Origin of the sequence: Streptomyces sp. NPDC051136 (genome assembly GCF_044455745.1) — a bacterium.
Taxonomy (GTDB): Bacteria; Actinomycetota; Actinomycetes; order Streptomycetales; family Streptomycetaceae; genus Streptomyces.
Genome location: NZ_JBITFE010000015.1, coordinates 23,743 through 42,372, shown reverse-complemented (window position 1 = coordinate 42,372; position 18,630 = coordinate 23,743). Strand labels below are relative to the sequence as shown.

The window sequence follows — 18,630 nt, the reverse complement described above, 5'->3', positions numbered from 1 at the left end:
TCCCCGGGGCGCGGTCCGGGTCTCAGACCCAGACGCCGCGGTCCTCCATGACCTTGCGCAGTGTGTCGATGTGATCGGTCATGATGCCATCCACCCCCAGATCCAGGAGCCGGTGCATACGGTCCGGATCGTTCACGGTCCACACGTGCACCTGCAGTCCGCGCGCATGGGCGGCGCGCACGAAGCGGTGGTCCACCACCGGTATGCCCGACTGCGCCTCGGGAACCTGCGCGGCCACCGCCGGGCGGCGCGGCGCGGCCGGCACGCCCCAGGAGCGCAGCCGCAGACCGAGGACGCCCCGGATGCCGTACGAGGTGGCCAGGCGAGGGCCCGCGAGCCGCTGCGCGCGGACCACGCGGGCCTCGGAGAACGAGCCGACGCAGATCCGGTCCCAGGCGTCCCGCCGGGCGATCAGCTCCAGGAGGGGCCGCAGCGCGGGCTCCGCCTTCACGTCGATGTTCCAGCGCACCCCGGGAAAGGTCTCCAGGAGCTGCTCGAACAGCGGTACCGGTTCTTCCCCCGCCACGCGCGCGTGGCGCACGTCTTCCCACGGCAGGTCGGCGATCCGTCCCGCCCCGTCCGTCACCCGGTCCAGGGTCGCGTCGTGGAAGGCGACGAGCCTCGCGTCGCGGGTGGCGTGCACGTCCGTCTCGATGTACCGGTAGCCCGCCTCGACCGCCCGGCGGAACTGCCGCAGCGTGTTCTCCAGGCCGTCCGCGGCCCCGCCCCGGTGGGCGAAGGCGATCGGGCCGGGATGGTCGAGGTACGGGTGGCGTATCGGGGTGGTCACCGACGCAGTATGGCGTGCTGCGGCCGACCGGCGGCAACCACCGTGCTGCCGTCCGGTGTCGGCGGGACGGCGAACACCCGGAGGAACACCTGGGCGAGCGGGCCGATCGACACGGCGTAGAGCAGGGTGCCGAGGCCGACGGTGCCGCCGAGGGCGAAGCCCGTCACGACGACGGTGATCTCGACGGCGGTCCGCACCAGGCGTACCGACAGTCCCGTGCGCCGGTTCAGCCCCGTCATCAGGCCGTCCCGCGGCCCCGGTCCGAAGCGCGCCGCGATGTACAGCCCGGTCGCGGCCCCGTTCAGGACGATGCCAGCGACCATGGCCGCGATCCGCAGCGTCCAGCCCTGGGCGTCCGGGACGACGCTCAGCGTGGCGTCCATCGCGGCGCCGATCACGAGCACGTTGGAGACGGTGCCGAGGCCCGGCCGCTGGCGCAGCGGGATCCACAGCAGCAGGACCGCCGCGCCGACAAGGGTGAGCACCACGCCCATCGACAGCCCGGTGTGCTCCGCGAGGCCCTGGTGCAGCACGTTCCACGGCTCCAGACCCAGCCCGGACCTGACCAGCAGCGCGGAGCTGGCGCCGTACAGCGCGAGGCCGCCGTAGAGCTGGATCAGCCGCCGAGCGAGTGGCCCGGACGACGCGGGCCGCCTGGACTGCCTGGACTGCCTGGACAAGAGGTGCCCCCTGAGTGGTGGTAGTGGCCTGCCACATGACACCCTGTGGCTTGAGAAGGAGAGTCAACCATGGCCAATTCGGGGAAGGTGGACTGATTTCCATGGCGCAGTGGACCTCGGCGGTGGGGGCGGGTCAGCTCGCGCGGCTGCTCGGCTCCCAGCATGACCGCCCGGCCGGACCCGGTACCCGCCGCCCGCCCGCCTACCGCGCGCTCGCCGACGGCATCCGGCTGCTCGTGCTGGAGGGCCGGGTGCCGGTCGCCGCCCGGCTGCCCGCCGAGCGTGAACTCGCCCTCGCCCTGACCGTCAGCCGGACCACCGTCGCCGCCGCCTACGAGGCGCTGCGTGCCGAGGGCTTCCTGGAGTCCCGGCGCGGCGCGGGCAGCTGGACCGCGGTCCCGGCCGGCAACCCGCTGCCGGCCCGCGGACTCGAGCCGCTGCCGCCCGAGGCTCTCGGCTCGGTGATCGACCTGGGCTGCGCGGCACTGCCCGCGCCGGAGCCCTGGCTCACCCGTGCGGTTCAGGGCGCCCTGGAGGAGCTGCCGCCGTACGCGCACACCCACGGTGACTACCCGGCGGGGCTGCCCGCGCTGCGCGCGATGATCGCCGAGCGCTACACCGCGCGGGGCATCCCGACCATGCCCGAGCAGATCATGGTGACCACGGGGGCGATGGGCGCGATCGACGCCATCTGCCACCTCTTCGGGGGCCGCGGCGAGCGCATCGCCGTGGAGTCCCCGTCCTACGCCAACATCCTCCAGCTGATGCGCGAGGCCGGCGCCCGGCTGGTGCCCGTCGCGATGGCCGAGGGGCTCACCGGCTGGGACGTGGACCGCTGGCGCCAGGTGCTGCGCGACGCCGCGCCTCGCATCGCGTACGTCGTCGCCGACTTCCACAACCCCACCGGCGCGCTCGCCGACGACGACCAGCGACGGCGCCTGGTGGACGCCGCCCGCTCGGCGGGGACGGTGCTCGTGGCCGACGAGACGATGAGCGAGCTGTGGCTGGAGGACGACGTCGAGATGCCGCGTCCCGTGTGCGCCTTCGACCCGGCCGGCTCCACCGTCGTGACCGTCGGCTCCGCGAGCAAGGCCTTCTGGGCCGGGATGCGCATCGGCTGGGTCCGGGCGGCGCCCGACGTGATCCGCAGCCTGGTCGCCGCGCGCGCCTACGCCGACCTGGGGACACCGGTGCTGGAGCAGCTCGCCGTGCACTGGCTGTTCAGCACCGGCGGCTGGGAGCAGGCCGTGACCGTGCGCCGCGAACAGGCCCGGCAGAACCGGGACGAGCTGGTGGCGGCGGTACGGCGGGAGCTGCCCGGCTGGGAGTTCGAGGTGCCCCGGGGCGGGCTCACCCTGTGGGTGCGGACCGGGGGGCTGTCGGGCTCCCGGCTCGCCGAGGCGGGGGAGCGGGTGGGCGTCCGCGTTCCGTCCGGGCCGCGCTTCGGGGTCGACGGTGCCTTCGAGGGGTATGTCCGGCTGCCGTTCACGGTCGGCGGGGCGGTGGCCGAGGAGGCGGCCGTACGACTGGCCGCGGCGGCCCGGCTGGTGGAGAACGGGGGCGCCGGGAGCGGCGAGGCGCCACGGACGTTCGTGGCCTGATTCGCGGCGGTCCTGCGTCGGAACGGGGCGTCGGCCACCGTCAGGGGCGGCGGGGCAGAGGCGGATGCGACAGGCCCGCCTGCGCCCCGCCTCTGCCCCGTCTTCCCGCGGTCCCCGGCGGGCCCGAACGAGCCCCGGTGACCCTCGGTGCCGTGGTGGGTCGCGCCGTGGGCAGGGCGCGGACCGCGGGCGCAGCGGGACGAGGGGCGAGGGGCGAGGGGCGAGGGGCCGGGGGGTGAGCGGTCGCCCGCGTCGCCCCGGCCGGCGTGTCAGGCGGTCTCCGCGGCGACCGCTTCGGCGGGCACCGTCTCGGCGGGGGCCGAATCAGCGGAGGCCGGCTCGGCCGGCGTCCCGGCCGTCGTCTTCTCCACCGGCACCGGGGCCTGCTCCGGTGCCGTCGCGTTTCCCTCTGACTCGCCCGGGGACTTCGGGTCCGGCTCGTCCCGCTTCTCCATGGAGACCGACTTCGACTCGGCCTCCGCTTCCCTCTCCGCCTGGGCCTCCGGAGGGAGGGGCGCCTTCTCCCCGTCCGCCGGTGTCGTGCGCGGGGGGAGCAGATCGAGCACCGCCTGCCGGTGCGCGTCGCTCGTCGCGTCGTCGTAGGGGTCAGGGGTGGCCGGGACCTGGAGGCGGTGCACCGGCCCCGTGCCCAGCCTGGCGTATCCCCGGCCGGGCGGGACCTGGTCGAGGGGAGTGGTGTGCGGCGGAGCGCCCAGTACGGTCGCCAGCTCGTCCGCCGTGGCCGGACCGAGCACGACCCGCGCGCGCGTGTGCTGGCGTACCGCGTCGGTGAGGCCGTCGAGGGCGTCCAGCTGGTCGGCGACGACCACCGTCACGTTCGCGGCGCGGCCGTGCCGCAGCGGGATCTGGAGGAGGGTCTGGGGGTCCCGGCGCCCGTCCGTCCCGGCGAGGTGCGCGAACGCGGTCGGACGGTCCACGAAGACCCACAGCGGGCGCCGGGTGTCGTCCGGTGCCGCCAGCCCCTGCTGACGGGCCCGGTTGACGGAGACCAGCCGCCGTTCCGTCTCGGTGGCGGCCCACTCCAGGCTGGTCAGCGCGCCGGTGAGGCCGCACTCCACGGCCAGCACGCCGTCCCGGCCGACCAGGCAGGCGTACTCCCCGGTGCCGCCGCCGTCCACGATCAGCAGGTCGCCGTGGTGCAGTGCCTGCAGGGCGACCGAGCGCAGCAGGGTGGACGTGCCGGTGCCGGGCTGTCCCAGGACCAGCAGATGGGGTTCGGTCGAGCGGATGCCGGTGCGCCAGACGACCGGCGGTACGTCCCGCTGCTCCACGCCGTGGGTGAGCGGGAGCGTGCGCTGGACCCCGGTCGGGTCGGTGAAGCCGAGGACGGTCTCGCCGGGCGCCGTCACGAACCGCTGGGCGACGATGTCCGTGGGCAGCGCCGCCAGCACGTCGACGGAGAGGTGGTTGGCCTCCTCGTCCCACGTGAAGCGGTACTCCCGGCCCCGGCCGGCCTTGGCGGCGAGCAGGTGCTCGATGCGGGCCCGGGACGCGGCCTCCCCGTCGGTGAAGTAGGCGGGATAGTGGATCACCAGGTGGGTGAAGCGCCCGCCGTCGTCGAACTCGTACGCCGGGAACGCCCTGTCCCAGCCGCCGCCGTGGGCGTACAGGGGGTCGGGGTCCTCGGCGATCGAGAAGTACGGCACCAGCGCCTCGTAGAGCGACTGCAGGCGCCGGGTCTGGGAGTCGTCGGGACCCTCGGGCGCGGGCGGTGTGCGGTCCCTGCCCTGCCAGGCTGCCGCCGCCATCAGGGCGATGACGGCGAGCAGCGGTCCGTACGGTACGAGCGCCACGACCAGGACCACCGAGGCCACCAGGAAGAGCAGCGCGCCGCGCCGGTCCTTGGGGGTCTCGGCGAATCTGCGCCGCGCGGCCGCGGCCAGCCGGCGCAGACCGCGGCCGATCGTGATCAGCGGCTGGAGGACGTCGGTGGCACTGTCGGCCGCCGTCCGGGCCAGCTCCCGGCTCCGGGCGAGCTGTGCGCCGCCGTTGCTCAGAATGCGGGGGAGGGGCCGCCGGGCCACAGGTGCCTCCTGGAGGTGCGTACGTACGGATGTCGGGCAGGGAGAGCGGGCCGTCAGAACTTGATGCCGCCGAGGAGGCCCGCCAGGCTCTCGCCGCCCGCCTTGATGCTCGGCGCGATGGCGGTGCTCGCGAGGTAGAAGCCGAACAGCACGGCCACCAGCAGGTGCGAGGCCTTGAGGCCGTCCTTGCGGAAGAAGATGAAGACGACGATGCCGAGCAGGACGACGCCTGAGATCGAGAGGATCATGTGAGTTCTCCTGGTTCACGGGGACAGTCACCATGAGTACTTCCAGGCTCACAGCATGTATCCATACGATAAAAGGTGCAAATGGGCGAAATTCGCCGGAATTACCCCGGGTGGCGGAGGAGTCCTTGGTCCGCTCGGGTGTCCCGCAAGCCAGTACCCTGGCGATTCGCCGAATGTTCGCAGTGAGAGGTGGTCCGGCCGATGAGTGAAGCCCCCGACCCCGAGGTCGTGGAGCTGGCGACCAAGATCTTCGATCTGGCCCGGCAGGGGCGGACCGAGGAACTGGTGGCGTACGTGGACGCCGGTGTGCCGGCCGACCTCACCAACGACCGCGGTGACTCCCTCGTCATGCTCGCCGCCTACCACGGCCACCACGACGCGGTGCGCGCACTGCTCGCGCGTGGCGCCGACGCCGACCGTGTCAACGACCGGGGGCAGACCCCGCTCGCCGGAGCCGCCTTCAAGGGTGAGACGGAAGTGACCAGGGCGCTTCTGGAGGCCGGAGCGGACCCGGCGGCGGGCACCCCGTCGGCCGTCGACACGGCGCGCATGTTCGCCCGGACGGACCTGCTGGAGCTGTTCGGCACCCAGTGAGGGGACGGCGGGCAGGACCGGGTCCGGTCTCGCTCCATACGTCCTGACCAGGAAGAACACACAAAACGGGGGAGGCGGTACAGGGCCGCCGAAATTTCGGTCGCGGCAGGTGTGACCGCCGGGCCATCATGACGACGTGGTTCACGGACGTGATGGCTGGGCAGGTGTTGCCGCACCGCGCGGGCCGTGACACGGCCCGCAAGGGCCACCGACGAGAGGCAGAGGAACATGGTCTTCAGCAAGCAAGAGACGGCGGGCGCTCCGACGTGTTGGCGCACGGCCAGGTAACGCGTGCTCCCCGGTTGCGTCGACGCTTGATGTGAGGCTGTTTCCCATGTTCGATCCGGTCATAGCGCCCAGCGGTACGCTGCTCGGCCTGCTTCAGCGGGGTCGCGGCGACGGCACGCTGCACGCGCTCACCGCTCCGCGCGCCGAAGCGCTCGCGGCGCTGAACCACTGTGTGCTCCACGACCCCCGCCACGACTGGCAGGTCGAGAACCGCTCCCTCTACTACGCCCGCCTCTACCTCGACCTGAACGGCGAGCTGGACGCCATCGAGGCCCACCTCTTCGACCCCGAGGACGTCCTGGACGCCGACGAGTCGCGCACCGGGCTGGCCTTGGCGGTCCTCGGCCACCTCGCCTCCTACGGCAGGCCGGACGCGCTCCGGCTGCTGCGCCGGTACGCCGCCCACGGCGTCAACTGGGCGTGGGCCCTGGACGAGCTGGCGCTGCGGGACGACGACGCGGGCCTGCGCGCCCTCGCCGCACCCGTCCTGGCCCGCTTCCCGCACGACGCCGAGGGCGACGCCGAGCTGGCCGTCGCCGTGCGGGACGCCTTCGAACCCCGGCCCTGGCGCCTGTGGGCCGACGATCCCCGCGAACCGATCGCCGCGCGCGTGCGTGCCGCCCAGGAGGCGGGCTGCTTCGACCGCTGGCAGCGCCAGATGAACTCCACCGGTCCGCGCCCCGGCTGGAGCGTGCGCGCCGTCTTCGAGTGGGCCGAGCAGGGCGTGGAGCGCGGCACCCCGCTGCACGTGCCGGCCGCCCGGTGCCTCGCGGCCGTCGCCGCCCCCGAGGACCGCCCCGAGATCGTCGAGGCCGCGCGGTCCGGCACCGAGGGCGCTCGCTGCACGGCCCTGCGCCATCTCGCCGACAGCAACGATCCGGACGTCCTCGATCTGATCGAGGGTGCCGTGGCCACGGGCTCCGCCCCGGTCGTGGAGGCCGCCGTCGCCGCCTACGAACGGATGCGCGGTCTCGCCGCCGTGGACCGGGCGCGCGGCTGGGTGCACCGGCCCGACGCCCTGGGCGCCGCCGCCGGACGGGTACTGGCCTGCCGGGGCGCCGCCCAGGACCGCGACCTCGTCCTCGCCGCACTGCGGGAGGCGGTACGGGGCGAGGGCCCCGACGCGCCGACGCTGTGGACCCTGGTGGACGGCACCGGACGGCTCGGCATCGCCTGCGCCGCGCCCGTGCTGCGTCACATCTACCGCGAGACCGCCTCCTCCCACCTGCGGGGCCGGGCCGCCCGCGCGCTGGCCGCCACCGACCCGACCTTCGCGGCGGGCTTCGCCATCGAGTGCCTGTGGGACTGCGAGGAGTCCACCCGCGAAGTCGCCGCCCGCCACGCCGAGACCGGTGACAACCGGGTCGTCGAACGGCTGCGCCGACTCGCCGCGGATCCGGCCGAGGAGGACGAGGTCCAGACGGCGGTACGCAGCCGCTTCGGGCCGGACGCACCCGCGAAGTGAGCACTGGCGGTGCCGAGCTGCCGGGTGCCGGTGAGTGCGGCGCGGCGGTGCGGGCGGCCCGTCCCGCCGCACCCGCGGGCGGGCGGGGTCGGCTCCGGCCGGACGTGCCGTCGTACGACGGCGGCGACGGGACAGGACCGGCGAGGACACGACGCGCGGTGCGGAGCGGCCGGAGGCGTCCGCTCCGGTGACGGGGCCCGTGGGGGCCGCGGCCCGTGCTGCGGTGTCCGGCGTCCGGCGTCCGGTGCGCGGCGCACGGCTTACGGTGTCCGGTGCGCGGCGCACGGCTTACGGCGTCCGGTGCGCGGCGCACGGCTTACGGCGTCCGTCTACGGTGTCCGGCATGCGGCGCCCGGCGCCCGGCGCACCGCGACCGGCCCACCGCGCCCGGGTTTCCGAGTCCGGCGCACCGCGCCCGGGTTTCCGGCTCGCAGCGTCCGGTCTGCCGCGTCCGGCATACGGGCCTTGGGCCGGATCCGCGTTCAGAGCGATCGCGGTCCTCTCCCAGGCGCGCCCGGGCTGTCGCCGCCGCTGAGGCCCCGCATCCGCCTCGTGGCATCCCGGTCAGGCCACGCGGTACTGCTCGTCACGGACGTCGGTGAGGAACATCTGCCCCGGCGCATGGGTCAGCGCGAAGGGCGGACGCGACGCCATGACGGCCGCCTGCGGAGTCACGCCGCAGGCCCAGAACACCGGGATGTCGTCAGGCTCGCGGGCCACCGCGTCGCCGAAGTCGGGCCGGTCCAGGTCGCCGATGCCGAGCGCCGAAGGGTCTCCGCAGTGCACCGGACCGCCGTGCACCGCGGGCAGCAGGCTGCTCTCGCGGATCGCCGCCGACAGGTGCGCGGGCGGCACCGGACGCATCGACACCACCATCGGACCCCGCAGCCGCCCGGCCGGACGGCACCGGCGGGAGGTGAGGTACATGGGGACGTTGCGGCCCTGCTCGACGTGCCGGATCGGGACGCCGGCCGCCGCCAGCGCCCACTCGAAGGTGAAGCTGCAACCGATCAGGAACGTCACCAGGTCGTTCCGCCAGTACTCGCGCACGTCCGTCGGCTCGTCCACCAGTACGCCGTCCCGCCACACCCGATAGCGCGGCAGATCGGTCCGCAGGTCGGCGCCGTCGGCGAGCACGGTCGTCCAGGACCCGGCGTCCGTGACGTCGAGCACCGGGCACGGCTGCGGGTTGCGGGTGCAGAACAGCAGCATGTCGTACGCCCAGTCGGCGGGCACCGCGATCAGGTTGGCCTGGGTGTGGCCGGCCGCGATCCCGGCGGTGGGGCCGGCCAGTCCCCGTCGGAAGCGGGAGCGGGCCGCCTTCGGGCTCCACGCGTGCGCGTGCTCGTCGACGAGGGCGAGCGGCCGGTCCCCGGTCGCGGGGTGCGGGTGGTTCATGCCAGTTCCCTTCCGCGCGTCTCCGGCAGCCCCAGCAGGGCGAGGGCCGCGATGCCGTAGCCGATGGCGCCGAAGACCAGCGCGCCGCCCACGCCCCAGCTGTCGGCGAGGAAGCCGACCGTGGTGGGGAAGACGGCGCCCACGGCGCGACCGGTGTTGTACGTGAAGCCCTGGCCCGCGCCGCGTACCGCCGTCGGGTACAGCTCGCTCAGGTACGAACCGAAGCCGCTGAAGATGGCCGACATGCAGAAGCCGAGCGGGAAACCCAGCACCAGGAGCAGGGTGTCGGCGCCGCTCGGGATGTTCGCGTACGCCAGGATGCAGACCGCCGACAGCAGCGCGAAGAGCCAGATGTTGCGCCTGCGGCCCAGCACGTCGGTGAGATGGCCGCCGGTGAGGTAGCCGATGAAGGCACCCGAGATGAGGAACGTCAGGTAGCCGCCGGTGCCGACGACCGACAGGTCGCGCTCGTCCTTCAGGTACGTCGGCACCCACGTGGCGAGGGTGTAGTAGCCGCCCTGCACACCGGTGGAGAGCAGGCTCGCGAAGAGCGTGACGCGCAGCAGGCCCGGAGAGGCCGCCGTGCCCGGCTTGAAGATCGCCGCGAACGACCCCCTGCCCGCACCCTTCTCGCGGACCTCGGCGGCCCTGGGCGCGTCGTGGACGCTGCGCCGCACCCAGACCACGAGCAGCGCCGGGAGCGCGCCCGTCCAGAACATGATCCGCCAGGCCAGGTCGTCGCCGGCCAGCGAGAACACCAGCGTGTACACGAGCACCGCGAGCGCCCAGCCCACGGCCCAGGAGCTCTGGACCGCGCCGAGCGTGCGCCCCCGGTGCCTGGCACTCGCGTACTCGGCGACGAGGACGGCACCGACCGCCCACTCGCCGCCGAAACCGAGACCCTGAAGGGCGCGGAAGACCAGCAGCGTCTCGTAGTTGGGCGCGAAACCGCAGGCCACCGTGAACACGGCGTAGGTGATCACGGTGAGCAGCAGCGCTCTGACCCGGCCGACGCGGTCCGCCAGCACACCCGCGAGCGCGCCGCCGACCGCCGAGACGACCAGCGTGACCGTGGTGAGCAGTCCGGTCTGACCACTGTCCAGACCGAAGTACGCGGCCAGCGCGACCATGGTCAGCGGCAGCGTGAAGTAGTCGTACGAATCGAGGGCGTACCCGCCGAACGCGCCGCCGAAGGCACGGCGGCCCCGCGGGCCGAGGGCGCGCAGCCAGCCGAACGGGCCCTCCTCCGGGGGGTGTTCGGCCGTACCGAGGGAACGGGTGCCGGCGGGCGGGGCCGGAGGCGGAGGGGGAGTGCTCATGGTGCACCTCGCAGAGGGGAGGACGGAGGGTGCTGGTCGAGCGGTACGTGTTGGCACCGTAGGGGATCGTTCAACGATCCCTCAATACCCCTGTTGTTTCGTTCTGGCATCTGCGATTGAATTCCGGGCATGGCAGAGCAGTTGACGGGACTGGCCGACGACCGCGCGCTTCTCGGGCGCACCAGCACCGCGGAGCGGGTCTCGGACATCCTCAGGAGCCGGATCGCCGACGGTTACTTCCCGCCCGGCACCCGGCTGTCCGAGGACAGCATCGGCGGCGCCCTCGGTGTGTCCCGCAACACCCTGCGCGAGTCGTTCCGGCTGCTCACGCACGAACGCCTGCTCGTCCACGAGCTCAACCGGGGCGTCTTCGTCAGGGTCCTGACCGTCGAGGACGTCGAGGACATCTACCGCACCCGCTCCCTCGTCGAGTGCGCCGTGGTCCGCGGTCTCGGCGAACCGCCCTACGCCCTCGACGGGCTCGCCGAGGCCGTCGAGGACGGGCGCGCGGCGGCCCGCGAAAGTGACTGGAAAGGCGTGGGTACGGCCAACATCCACTTCCACCGGGAGCTGGTCGCCCTCGCCGGCAGCGAACGCACCGACGAGCTGATGCGCAGCGTCTTCGCCGAACTGCGCCTCGCCTTCCACGTCGTGGACGACCCGCGGCGCCTGCACGAGCCGTACATCGCCCGGAACGCGGAGCTCCTCGACACCCTGCGGAGCGGCGAGCGGGAGACGGCGGCGCGGCTGCTCGCGGTCTACCTCGAGAACTCCCTCAAACGTGTCGTCGACGTCTACCTGCGCCGGGTCGGGGACGACGGGTAGGCGGCAGGCGCACGGCGGCCGGCCCCGGGCCGCCCGGGGCACATCTGCGTCGTTTGGGCCGATGTCAGACCGAGGACCTAGTCTGTGCACCGTGACTTCGCCTGCATCGACGGACAGCGTTCCGCCCCAGCTCAGCGCGGGGCCGCGCCCCGCCCCGGGCCCGGCCGCCGACGAGGGGCTGGCGCGGCGGCTGCGTGCCCTCGCCTGCACGGCACCGCTGCACGACCTCGACGCGCGCAAGGCCAACCTGGCCGGCGAGTACTCGGTGTACGGCATGGCGGAGGTCGCCCTCGCCGCCATCGACCTGGTCACGCTGAACATGGACTTCGACACGGGCGCCGACCACGACCAGATAGTGGCCAGGCTGATCCCGCGCGTCGCCGCCCAGGCCCCGCACCGCCCCGCCGCCGAGCACGAGCGGGTGGCCCGCTGGGTCCTGGAGAACCTGATCAACGTCGGAAGCGTCGACCGCGGCTTCCGCGCGGTGTACGGCACCTTCGGGGCGGACGGCACCTACGTCCGCCGGGACTACGACTTCAAGCTGCTCGAAGAGGTCCCGGGACCCGGCGGCACCGTCTACCTGCGGACCACCGACGAAGCGGTCAACGTCCTCGTCGGCGCCCTGGACACCGACGTCACCAGCGCCCAGATCGCCGCCGAGGTCAAGCTGGAGGTGCTGATCAGCCGCGGCCGCCTCGCCGACGCGCAGCTCGCCGCCGAACAGGCCAGGTACCGGACCGTGCAGTACTCCGAGACCCTGCGCAGGGCCCTGGACGCCACCCGGCGCAACGTCCGGGCGGTGGACTGGCTCAGTGCCGTGCCCGACATGATCGCCGAGGCCCTGGACCACGTCGCCGACCGGTACCGGCACGAGAACGCGATCCTCACCAACATCCGCAAGGCCCGCGACGAGACCGAGGGCGCCGAGCACAAGCGCCGTGCCGCCGAGCTGGTCGACATCGTCAAGGACTGCATCCGCCGTCACACCCAGCTCCAGTCCCGCCTCCTGGAGGCCGGCCCGCTCTTCCGCGCCGAGCAGGACCGGCAGGCCTTCGCCGCCCCTCTCGCCACCTCCGGCCTGGACCTGTACGGCCACCTCGTCGCGCCCGTCCTGCCCCTGCCCGCGGAGCAGGCCCTCCGGGTCACCGACGCCTTCTTCGCCCGCGGCACCGGGCTGCGCACACCCGTCTCCGTCCGGGTCGGCGACCTCGTCGACATACTCCTGACCCCGCCGGTGGAACGCGAGCACCTGGGCGCCGAGATGCCGGAACCCGACCTGATCGCCACCCCGGACGACAGCCGCTTCAGCGAGGAGCAGCTCGCCGCGGCCATGGAACTGCTCGACCTGCCGCACGACGCCCCACGCCGGCTGTCGGGGCTGCTGGCCGACGCCCGCGCCCGCGACGCCGAACTGCCGTACCTCGTGGCCCTGCTCGCCGTCCACGCGGCCAGCCCGCCGGTGGGCACCGCCTACCGCCAGGGCGAGCCGAAGCTCCTGTTCGCCGTGGACGACGGCACCGAGCTGGACGACCCCGAGTTCGGCGGCGCCGACCTCATCGTCGGCACGGCGCTGCTGGACGCGGCGGGCATGGCGGCGGACCGGAAGGAGGCGGCATGACGACCGGCCCGCACCGTCCCGGCCGCCGCCCCGCTCACCACCGCCGCCCCGCTCACCACCGCCGCACCCAGTACCGCAGCACCGAGCCCCAGCACAGCGAGGAGTACCGACCGTGACCGAGCACGTCGACCGGAGCGAACCGGAGGCGGGTGCCGCGCCGGCCACCGCCGCCGTCACGCCCGCCGACGCCGCCGACGCGGCGCGGCTCGTCTCCTTCGGTCTCCAGCCCAAGCTGCTGCCCGCCCGCGACCAGGAGTACGCCGACCTGCTGCGGCGCTACCGCGAGGACCCGCCCTTCGCGCGGCTCGCCGACGCCGTGGCGGCCGGCCTCGGCCTGATCGTCCTGGAGGTGTCCCCGCGCGCGGGGATGGCCGTGGCCGCCGCCGAGGACTCGGTGTTCGCCGTCCGCATGGGCGACTACGCGCGTCGCGCCGCCACCGACTCCGGCGACCGCTTCCTGCACGGCCTCGCCCACCTCGCCGTGGCCGCCATGGCCTACCCGCGCCCCGAGGACCTCGCCGACGACGGCTACATCGGCCGCGTCACGGTCAACGGCGTGGACGCGTTCGTCCGCCAGGCCTGCCGGAGGCTGGAGGAGCGGGCGGAGGAGCAGGGCGAGAACACCGACCCGGCCACCGACGCCCCGGGTCTCGAGGCCGCCTGGCGGATCTGGGTGAGGCGCAGCGCGACCGGCGCCACCAAGGACGCGCGCAGACTCCCCGGGTCCACCACCGGCATCGTCGGCAAGGCCGCCGCGTTCCTCACCGAGTCCGGTTTCCTCCAGCGCACCGGCGACGACCACGGAGGCACCTACCGGACGACGGCCCGCTACCAGCTCCAGGTGCGCGACATGGCGGGCAGCGCCGCGCTGGCCGAGCTCCTCGATCTGGGCGTCGTCCCGGTCACCGACGGCACCGCGACACTGCTGCCCGCCGAGGAGACGGACGATCTGGACCTCGTCGCCGACGCGGGTCTGCCCTTCCACTCCTCCTGACCACCCGGCCCTCCCGCCGCACCGCCCGCCCGCACCGCCCGACCGTCCCCGACGTCCGAAGACTTACGAGAGTCCGCCATGTACGAGCTGTCCCGGGTCCGCCTCTACTCCATCGGGCCCGCCGGTGCGCGCTACGCCGACACCGTGCTTGACCTGCGCGGTGTGGGCGAGCCCGTGCCCGACCCCGCGCCGACGCAGGCGGAGTTCTTCGAGGAGGAGCCCGTCGGCCCGCCGCGCAGGCCCGCGCCCGCCGGTGTGCTCTTCCTGGAGAACGGCGGCGGCAAGTCCGTGCTCCTCAAACTGATCTTCTCGGTGATGCTGCCTGGCCACCGCAACACCCTGGGCGGCGCCAGCTCCGGCGTGCTGCGCAAGTTCCTGCTCGCCGACGACTGCGGCCACGTGGCGCTGGAGTGGCAGCACGTGCAGACCGGCGAGTGCGTCGTCGTCGGCAAGGTCAGCGAGTGGCGCGGACGGCAGGTCTCCGGCGACCCGCGGAAGTTCGCCGAGGCCTGGTACTCCTTCCGGCCGGGCCCCGGCCTGACCCTGGACAACCTGCCGGTCGCCGAGGCGACCGCCGTGCGCCCGCCCGTCGAGGGCGCCTCCGGCGCGCAGGGCAGGCGGCGCACCATGAAGGGCTTCCGGGACGCGATCACCGAGGCCGGCAAGGCCTATCCGCACCTGGAGGTGCACTGGGAGGAGATCCACGACCGCTGGAACGAGCACCTCGGTGACCTCGGACTCGACCCCGAACTCTTCCGCTACCAGCGCGAGATGAACGCCGACGAGGGCGAGGCGGCCGGACTCTTCGCGGTCAAGAAGGACTCCGACTTCACGGACCTGCTGCTGCGGGCCGTCACCGACACCCGCGACACCGACGGACTCGCCGACCTGGTCGGCGGCTTCGGCAACAAGCTCGGCCGGCGCGCCGAGCTGATCGCCGAACGCGACTTCACCGCGGGGTCCGTCGATCTCCTCGGCCGGATCGTCGAGGCCACCGGGACCCGCACCCGCGCGCGGGACATCCACGGCGCCGCCGAACGCCGTACCAGGAACCTGGCCCGGCGGCTCACCGCCCGCGGCGCCAGGGAGCGGGTCCGGGCGGGCGACCTCGCCCAGCGGGTCACGGCCGCCGCGTACGCCGTCACCCACGCCGAGTCCGCCCGGGACCGCAGCGGGCTCGTCGCCGCCGAACTCGCCTACCGGCACGCGTCCCTGGCCCTGGCGGGCGCCGAGAAGTCCGCCGCCGCGCAGAAGCGCGAACTGGCCGACGCGCGCACCCTGCACTCCGCCTGGCAGGCCGCCGAGGCCGTTCTGCGCCACCGCGCCGCCGCCGACCGCGTCACTCGCGTGTCCGCCGCCATCCAGGAGGCCGAGCGCGACGCCGCTCCCGCGCTGGCGGCCCGCGCCGAAGCCGCCGTGGCGCTCGTCCGCGCCCTGCACGCGGCGGCAGGAAAGGCCGAGCACCACGCCAACGAGGAGGAGGCGAGGTCCGCCACCCTCCAGGAGGTCAGCGACGCCGCCCACCGCGACTCCACCAACGCCGCCACCGAGGCCCAGCGGGCCCGCAGCGAGGCAGGGCACCTGCGCCAGCGCCTCACCGAGGTCGAGCAGGAGACCGCCGAGGCCGTCCGGGCCGGCTGGCTGGACGACAGCGCACCCGACGCCGACCCGGCCCGCGCCGCCCTCGCCGCCAGCGACGCGGAGAAGACGACCGTCGCCGCGTGGGACACCGCCCGCGAGGCGGCCCGCCGGGCGACCGAGCACGCCCGTGAGGCCGCGGCCGCGGAGAGCCGCGCCGAACTGACCGCGGCCCGTGCCGCCGACGCCGCCACCGCGGCCGAGCGCGCCCACGAGAGCGAGCGGCGCACCGCCGAGGCACTGGCCGCGGAAGAACGGCTCGCCGAGCTGCTGGGCCTGGCCGCCGGGACCCGTCCGGGCATCCCCCAGCCCCGCCGGGACGCGGACCACGACGAGAAGGCCGCCGCTCCCGTGGCGTCGGACGGCACGCTGACCCCCGAGGAACTCGACCGTTTCGCCGACGAGCTGCGCGAACTGCTCGACGGCACCGTCTCCTCGGCCGAACGCCAGCTGTTCGACCTGCGCACCGCCGCGGCCGACGACTCCCGCATCCTCGGCGCACTCGGCGACGGGGGACTGCTGCCGCCGGGCCCGGACGTGCTGGCCACGGTCGAGTTCCTCGGCGAGCACGGCATCCCCGCCCTGCCCGGCTGGCGCTACCTCGCCCAGGCCGTGGACCCCGCCGACCACGCGCGCGTGCTGTCCGCCCGCCCCGAGCTGGTCGACGGCGTCATCATCACCGACCCCGACTCGCACACCCGCGCCCGCGAGGTCCTCGGCGAGGCGGCCCTGCTGCCGCGCTCCGCCGTCGCCGTCGGCACCGCCGCCGCCCTCCTCGCCCCGGCCCCGGCCGCCGAGGCGGCGGGCACCGGCGACGTCTTCCTCGTACCGCCGAACCCGGCCATGCACGACGAGCAGGCCGCCGACGAGGAGCGGCACGCGCTGCGGGCGCGGGCGGGGGAGCGCGACGAGGAGATCCGCGCCCTCGCGGCACGCCTCGGCAAGGACCGCGAGCTGGCGGCCCGGCTCGCCTCCTGGCGCACCGGCTGCCCGACCGGGCGCCTCGCGGAACTGGCCCGGGCCGCAGCGGAGGCCCGCGCCTTCGCCGAGGAGGCCGAGGCCGAGCTGACCGAGGCGCGTACCGTGCGGGCGGAAGCCGACGAGAGCGCCGCCGAGGCCGTCCACCTGCGCGACGAGCGGCAGGAGGCCGCGCAGAAGGCCCGCCGCGCCGCCGACGCCCTCGCCGGACTCGCCTTCCGGCTGCGCGAACGCGCCGGCTGGCAGGTCCGGCTGCGTGAACTGGCCGACGAGGGCGCCGAGTCCGAGGCCCGCGCCCAGGCCTGCCTGGAGCGCGCCCGCGCCGCCGACGAGGACCGGCGTGCCGCCCAGCGCGCCGCCGACGACGCCCGCCGCACCGCCCGCGCCCTGCGCGCCGAGCGCTCCGAGATCGCCGGCGCCCCCGACGACGTACCGGAGAACGCGCCCGGGGACGGCGCGGAGGCGGCGGGGACGAAGGCGTCCCTGCCCGATCTCCGCGAGGCCTACCGCGCCGCGTCGCAGGTGTACGAGAAGGTCGGCGTCGGCGCCGACCTGCGCGCCGAGCAGGCCCGCGCGGAGAGCGACGAGAGCAGCGCCCGCGCGGAACTGGACCGGCTCAGCAACAAGGTCCGCACCCGCGCCGGACAGCTCCTCCAGTCGCCCGACGGCTCCGACGGACCCTCCCGGCAGGCCGCCGCCGCCCGCGCCGAAGAGCTGGTGCAGCTCCTGGAGACCCGCATGTCCAGCGCGAGCGAGCAGCTCGGCCGGCTGCGCGGCGAGGCCGAGCGGCACGCGCCCGAGGACGGCGACACCCACACCGACCTCCCCGAGGAACTCCAGCCGCGCGACGCCGAGCACGCCCAGACCCTGCTGCGCACGGCGACCGCCGAACTCACCGCCCGCACCGAGGCACTGGCCCGGGCCCGGGAGGCCCACGCCGAACTGCTCGACGCGCACCGCGCCGCCGAGGACGCGGCCGGTGGCTTCGACGAGGTCGCCGCCATGCTCCGCGACCTGCTGCGCGAGCACGCGCCCGACGAGGAGCAGGAGGAACCCGAGCCCTACGAGGGCGGCCTGGAGGAAGCCCGCAGGGCGGCCGCGGAGGCCCGCCGTTCGCTGCGCGGCTGCGCCGCCGACCTGTCCGCCGCCGAGTCGGCCGTCCGCGAGGCCAGCGACGTCCTCGTCCGGCACGCCAACTCCACCCGCTACGAGCAGGTCCGCACCCCCGCCCGCCAGCAGATCCGCGAACTGCCCGCCGCCGCACTGCCCGAACACGCCGCCAAGTGGGCGGACGCCTTCGCGCCCCGGCTGCGCGTCCTCACCGACGAGCTGTCCCAGCTGGAACGCAACCGCGACTCGATCGTGGACCGGCTGCGCGGCCTGGTCGAGTCCGCCCTCGCCACCCTCCGCTCCGCCCAGCGGCTCTCCCGGCTGCCGGAGGGCCTCGGCGAGTGGTCCGGGCAGGAATTCCTGCGCATCCGCTTCGAGGAGCCCGACCAGGCCACGCTCACCGAGCGCCTCGGCGAGGTGGTCGACGAGGCCACCCGCGCCGCCGTCAAGAAGAACTCCGACCTGCGCCGCGACGGCATGTCCCTGCTGCTGCGCGGAGTCGGCGCCGCCCTCCAGCCCAAGGGCGTCGCCGTGGAGATCCTCAAGCCCGACGCCGTACTGCGCGCCGAACGCGTCCCCGTGGGCCAGATGGGCGACGTGTTCTCCGGCGGCCAGCTGCTCACCGCCGCCATCGCCCTGTACTGCACGATGGCCGCGCTGCGCAGCAACGACCGGGGCCGCGACCGGCACCGGCACGCGGGCACCCTGTTCCTCGACAACCCCATCGGCCGCGCCAACGCCACCTACCTGCTGGAGCTCCAGCGCGCCGTCTCCGACGCGCTCGGCGTCCAGCTCCTGTACACCACCGGCCTGTTCGACACGACCGCGCTGGCCGAGTTCCCGCTGGTCATCCGGCTGCGCAACGACGCCGACCTCAGGGCTGGACTGAAGTACATCAGCGTGGAGGAGCACCTGCGGCCCGGCCTGCCCCAGCCGACGCCGGCCGCCGAGGGGGACGGTGACGCGGTGCACAGCGAGATCACGGCGACCCGTATGTACAGGCGGCCCGCCCAGGCACCCGCGTAATCCCGCGCGCCCC

13 protein-coding genes are annotated in these 18,630 nt (G+C 74.6%); 7 read left to right on the top strand and 6 right to left on the bottom strand.

The annotated features are described in order from the left end of the window. Positions 1–22: 22 nt before the first annotated feature. Positions 23–790 (bottom strand): glycerophosphodiester phosphodiesterase, encoded by a 768-nt coding sequence (locus ACIBCJ_RS33435; RefSeq protein ID WP_365980526.1) that lies wholly within the window; start codon positions 788–790, stop codon positions 23–25. Further along, the gene (locus ACIBCJ_RS33430; RefSeq protein ID WP_365980525.1) at positions 787–1,470 is read right to left on the bottom strand and encodes a hypothetical protein; all 684 of its coding nucleotides are present in this window, start codon (positions 1,468–1,470) and stop codon (positions 787–789) included. The genes ACIBCJ_RS33435 and ACIBCJ_RS33430 overlap by 4 nt, the downstream gene beginning before the upstream one ends. 101 nt (positions 1,471–1,571) lie before the next feature. Between ACIBCJ_RS33430 and ACIBCJ_RS33425 the strand changes: the two genes are divergently transcribed. Further along, a complete protein-coding gene (locus tag ACIBCJ_RS33425; protein ID WP_365980524.1) occupies positions 1,572–3,071 on the top strand; it encodes a PLP-dependent aminotransferase family protein in 1,500 nt (499 codons plus the stop codon). A gap of 269 nt (positions 3,072–3,340) precedes the next feature. Here ACIBCJ_RS33425 and ACIBCJ_RS33420 read toward each other — a convergent pair whose 3' ends face one another. Together ACIBCJ_RS33420 and ACIBCJ_RS33415 are read right to left on the bottom strand one after the other, a co-directional pair. After that, positions 3,341–5,116: a hypothetical protein gene (locus tag ACIBCJ_RS33420; protein WP_362508657.1), complete on the bottom strand. Its 1,776-nt coding sequence runs from the start codon at positions 5,114–5,116 to the stop codon at positions 3,341–3,343. Positions 5,117–5,169: 53 nt separating this feature from the next. Next, positions 5,170–5,364 (bottom strand): hypothetical protein, encoded by a 195-nt coding sequence (locus ACIBCJ_RS33415; RefSeq protein WP_115741101.1) that lies wholly within the window; start codon positions 5,362–5,364, stop codon positions 5,170–5,172. Positions 5,365–5,565: 201 nt separating this feature from the next. Here ACIBCJ_RS33415 and ACIBCJ_RS33410 point away from each other — a divergent pair, with 201 nt between their 5' ends. Then, entirely contained in the window at positions 5,566–5,958 is a 393-nt protein-coding gene (locus ACIBCJ_RS33410; RefSeq protein WP_362096843.1) for an ankyrin repeat domain-containing protein, read from the top strand. Positions 5,959–6,292: 334 nt separating this feature from the next. Next, positions 6,293–7,711: a HEAT repeat domain-containing protein gene (locus ACIBCJ_RS33405; RefSeq protein WP_365980523.1), complete on the top strand. Its 1,419-nt coding sequence runs from the start codon at positions 6,293–6,295 to the stop codon at positions 7,709–7,711. A gap of 564 nt (positions 7,712–8,275) precedes the next feature. On the opposite strand, the gene ACIBCJ_RS33400 is transcribed toward ACIBCJ_RS33405, so the two are convergent. Both ACIBCJ_RS33400 and ACIBCJ_RS33395 read right to left on the bottom strand, forming a co-directional pair. Beyond that, a complete protein-coding gene (locus ACIBCJ_RS33400; RefSeq protein ID WP_362508663.1) occupies positions 8,276–9,109 on the bottom strand; it encodes a putative hydro-lyase in 834 nt (277 codons plus the stop codon). After that, entirely contained in the window at positions 9,106–10,428 is a 1,323-nt protein-coding gene (locus ACIBCJ_RS33395) for an MFS transporter (protein ID WP_365980521.1), read from the bottom strand. Before ACIBCJ_RS33395 ends, ACIBCJ_RS33400 begins: the two co-directional genes overlap by 4 nt. A 129-nt stretch (positions 10,429–10,557) precedes the next feature. Between ACIBCJ_RS33395 and ACIBCJ_RS33390 the strand changes: the two genes are divergently transcribed. The 4 genes from ACIBCJ_RS33390 (at position 10,558) to ACIBCJ_RS33375 (ending at position 18,617) form a co-directional block, all read left to right on the top strand. Beyond that, positions 10,558–11,253, top strand: a complete 696-nt coding sequence (locus ACIBCJ_RS33390; protein WP_365980520.1) for a GntR family transcriptional regulator — start codon at positions 10,558–10,560, stop codon at positions 11,251–11,253. Between the two features lie 91 nt (positions 11,254–11,344). Next, entirely contained in the window at positions 11,345–12,871 is a 1,527-nt protein-coding gene (locus ACIBCJ_RS33385; protein ID WP_362096831.1) for a hypothetical protein, read from the top strand. A gap of 112 nt (positions 12,872–12,983) precedes the next feature. Continuing rightward, the gene (locus ACIBCJ_RS33380; RefSeq protein ID WP_133888191.1) at positions 12,984–13,865 is read left to right on the top strand and encodes a hypothetical protein; all 882 of its coding nucleotides are present in this window, start codon (positions 12,984–12,986) and stop codon (positions 13,863–13,865) included. Positions 13,866–13,943: 78 nt separating this feature from the next. After that, positions 13,944–18,617 carry a hypothetical protein gene (locus ACIBCJ_RS33375; protein WP_365980519.1) on the top strand — a complete coding sequence of 1,558 codons (4,674 nt, stop codon included), beginning with the start codon at positions 13,944–13,946 and terminating at the stop codon, positions 18,615–18,617. Positions 18,618–18,630 lie beyond the last annotated feature (13 nt).

Coding starts and splice junctions, on each gene's coding strand:
- ACIBCJ_RS33425 (WP_365980524.1), top strand. CDS start 1,572: ATGGCGCAGTGGACCTCGGCGGTGGGGGCGGGTCAGCTCGCGCGGCTG.
- ACIBCJ_RS33415 (WP_115741101.1), bottom strand. CDS start 5,364: ATGATCCTCTCGATCTCAGGCGTCGTCCTGCTCGGCATCGTCGTCTTC.
- ACIBCJ_RS33410 (WP_362096843.1), top strand. CDS start 5,566: ATGAGTGAAGCCCCCGACCCCGAGGTCGTGGAGCTGGCGACCAAGATC.
- ACIBCJ_RS33405 (WP_365980523.1), top strand. CDS start 6,293: ATGTTCGATCCGGTCATAGCGCCCAGCGGTACGCTGCTCGGCCTGCTT.
- ACIBCJ_RS33400 (WP_362508663.1), bottom strand. CDS start 9,109: ATGAACCACCCGCACCCCGCGACCGGGGACCGGCCGCTCGCCCTCGTC.
- ACIBCJ_RS33395 (WP_365980521.1), bottom strand. CDS start 10,428: ATGAGCACTCCCCCTCCGCCTCCGGCCCCGCCCGCCGGCACCCGTTCC.
- ACIBCJ_RS33390 (WP_365980520.1), top strand. CDS start 10,558: ATGGCAGAGCAGTTGACGGGACTGGCCGACGACCGCGCGCTTCTCGGG.
- ACIBCJ_RS33375 (WP_365980519.1), top strand. CDS start 13,944: ATGTACGAGCTGTCCCGGGTCCGCCTCTACTCCATCGGGCCCGCCGGT.